Raw genomic sequence first — 2372 nt, 5'->3', positions numbered from 1 at the left:
GGTCCCCGGCGCCGGCAGCCCCCGACGCGCCGTCGGGCGGGATCCCCCGCGAGGAGCTCGACGCCCTCCGCTCCGGCACCCACCGCGACCCGCACTCGGTCTACGGCGCCCACCCGACCGGGTCCGGCTCGGTCGTGCGGACCATGCAGCCCGGTGCCACCTCGGTGGAGATCGTGCTCGGGACGCGCACGGTGCCCATGGAACCGCTCGGCGACGGCATGTTCGGGGCGGGGTTGCCCGAGCGGGACGTCCCCGACTACCGGTTCCGGGTGACCTACCCGGACGGGCACACGCGGATCGTGGCCGACGGGTACCGCTTCCTGCCCACTCTCGGCGAGATGGATCTCCACCTGATCAACGAGGGCCGGCACGAGCGGCTGTGGACCGTCCTCGGTGCGCACGTCCGCACGTACGACACCCCCGGGGGGCCCCTCACCGGGACGTCCTTCGCCGTCTGGGCCCCGAACGCCCGGGGCATCAGCGTGGTGGGCGACTTCTGCGGGTGGAACCCGATCGCCCTGCCCATGCGTGCGATCGGCGCCTCGGGAGTGTGGGAACTGTTCGTACCTGACGTGATCGACGACGCCGTCTACAAGTACTGCGTCCGCGGCGCCGACGGCCGGACCGTCGACCACGCCGATCCGCTCGCGGTGGCCACCGAGGTGCCCCCCGCCACCGGATCCAGGGTGTTCACGTCCGGCCACGAGTGGAACGACGACGAGTGGGTCGCCTGCCGGGCGACGCGCGACCACTCGCGCTCCCCGATGACGGTCCTCGAGGTCCACGTGGGCTCCTGGAGACCGGGACTCGGCTACCGCGAGTTCGCCCACCAGTTGGCCGACCACGTGACCGAGACCGGCTTCACCCATGTCGAGCTGATGCCCGTCGCCGAGCATCCCTTCGGCGGGTCATGGGGCTACCAGGTGTCCTCCTACTACGCCCCCACCAGTCGTTTCGGCACCCCGGACGACCTGCGCTATGTGGTCGACCACCTGCACTCGCGCGGCATCGGCGTGCTGGTGGACTGGGTGCCCGCGCACTTCCCCAAGGACGAGTGGTCCCTCGGCCGCTTCGACGGGACCCCGCTGTACGAGCACGCGGACCCCCGTCGCGGTGAGCAGCCCGACTGGGGCACCTACGTGTTCGACTTCGGTCGTCACGAGGTCCGCAACTTCCTGGTGGCCAACGCCCTGTACTGGGCGGAGGAGTTCCACGTCGACGGCCTGCGCGTGGACGCCGTCGCCTCGATGCTCTACCTGGACTACTCGCGGAACGAGGGCGAGTGGACCCCCAACCGCTACGGCGGTAGAGAGAACCTCGAGGCCATCTCGTTCCTGCAGGAGGTCAACGCCACCGTGCGCCGGGAGCACCCCGGATTCCTCATGATCGCCGAGGAGTCGACCTCCTGGGGCGGCGTCACCGCACCCACGGACACCGGCGGTCTCGGGTTCTCCATGAAGTGGAACATGGGGTGGATGAACGACACGCTGCGCTATGTGGGCCTCGACCCCGTCTACCGGGGACACCACCACGGCGAGGTCACCTTCTCCCTGATGTACGCCTGGAGCGAGCGGTTCGTCCTCCCGCTCAGCCACGACGAGGTGGTCCACGGCAAGGGATCGATGTGGCAGCGCATGCCGGGGTCCTCGTGGGACCGCGCGGCCGGGTTGCGCGGGCTCTACGCCTACATGTGGGCGCACCCCGGGAAGAAGCTCATCTTCCAGGGGATGGAGTTCGGTCAGGTCGGCGAGTGGAACGACGAACTGGGCGTCACCTGGGAGAACCTCGAGGGCTGGGAGGGCGAGTACCACCGCGGCATCCTCGCCTCGGTCCGGGACATGAACGCACGCTACGCGGAGAACCCCGGGCTGTGGACGCTCGACGACGACCCGTCGGGGTTCTCGTGGATCGACGCCAACGACTCGGAGCACAACGCGCTGTCGTTCCTGCGTACCGATCACGCGGGCAACACGATCGCCTGCGTGGTGAACTTCTCGGGCCGCACCCTGGACGACTACCGGATCGGTCTGCCCGAGGCCGGGTACTGGGAGGAGATCCTCAACACCGACGCCACGGCCTACGAGGGGTCGGGAACCGGCAACCTGGGCGGGGTCCACGCGGAGGAGCGGCACCACCACGGCCGCACCCATTCCGCGGGCATCACCGTCGGCCCCCGCGCCGCGGTGTGGCTGCGGCACACGCCCTGACATCGGGCGGCACCCGGGCCTCAGTACAACGCGTTGGCGAGGTTCCGACGGGCGGCCAGCACCCGCGGGTCGTCCGTCGGGAGCGCCTCGAGGAGATCGACCAGCCGGGCGCGCAGCGTCGCCCGGTCGTCGCCCGCGCTCACCCGGATGGCGTCGACGAGGACC

Annotated in this window: 2 protein-coding genes; one reads left to right on the top strand and one right to left on the bottom strand. The window is 70.5% G+C overall.

Annotated features, from left to right (window positions below):
* Positions 1–2207, top strand: a 2207-nt coding sequence (gene glgB, locus G6028_RS17275; RefSeq protein WP_194307101.1) for a 1,4-alpha-glucan branching protein GlgB, incomplete at its 5' end; no start/stop codon positions are given.
* 20 nt (positions 2208–2227) lie between these two features.
* On the opposite strand, the gene G6028_RS17985 is transcribed toward glgB, so the two are convergent.
* Positions 2228–2356: a tetratricopeptide repeat protein gene (locus tag G6028_RS17985; RefSeq protein WP_338404267.1), complete on the bottom strand. Its 129-nt coding sequence runs from the start codon at positions 2354–2356 to the stop codon at positions 2228–2230.
* Positions 2357–2372: the final 16 nt, after the last annotated feature.

Source organism: Dietzia cercidiphylli, assembly GCF_014145145.1.
Classification (GTDB): Bacteria; Actinomycetota; Actinomycetes; order Mycobacteriales; family Mycobacteriaceae; genus Dietzia; species Dietzia natronolimnaea.
This window is presented reverse-complemented; position numbering and strand designations above follow the sequence as displayed.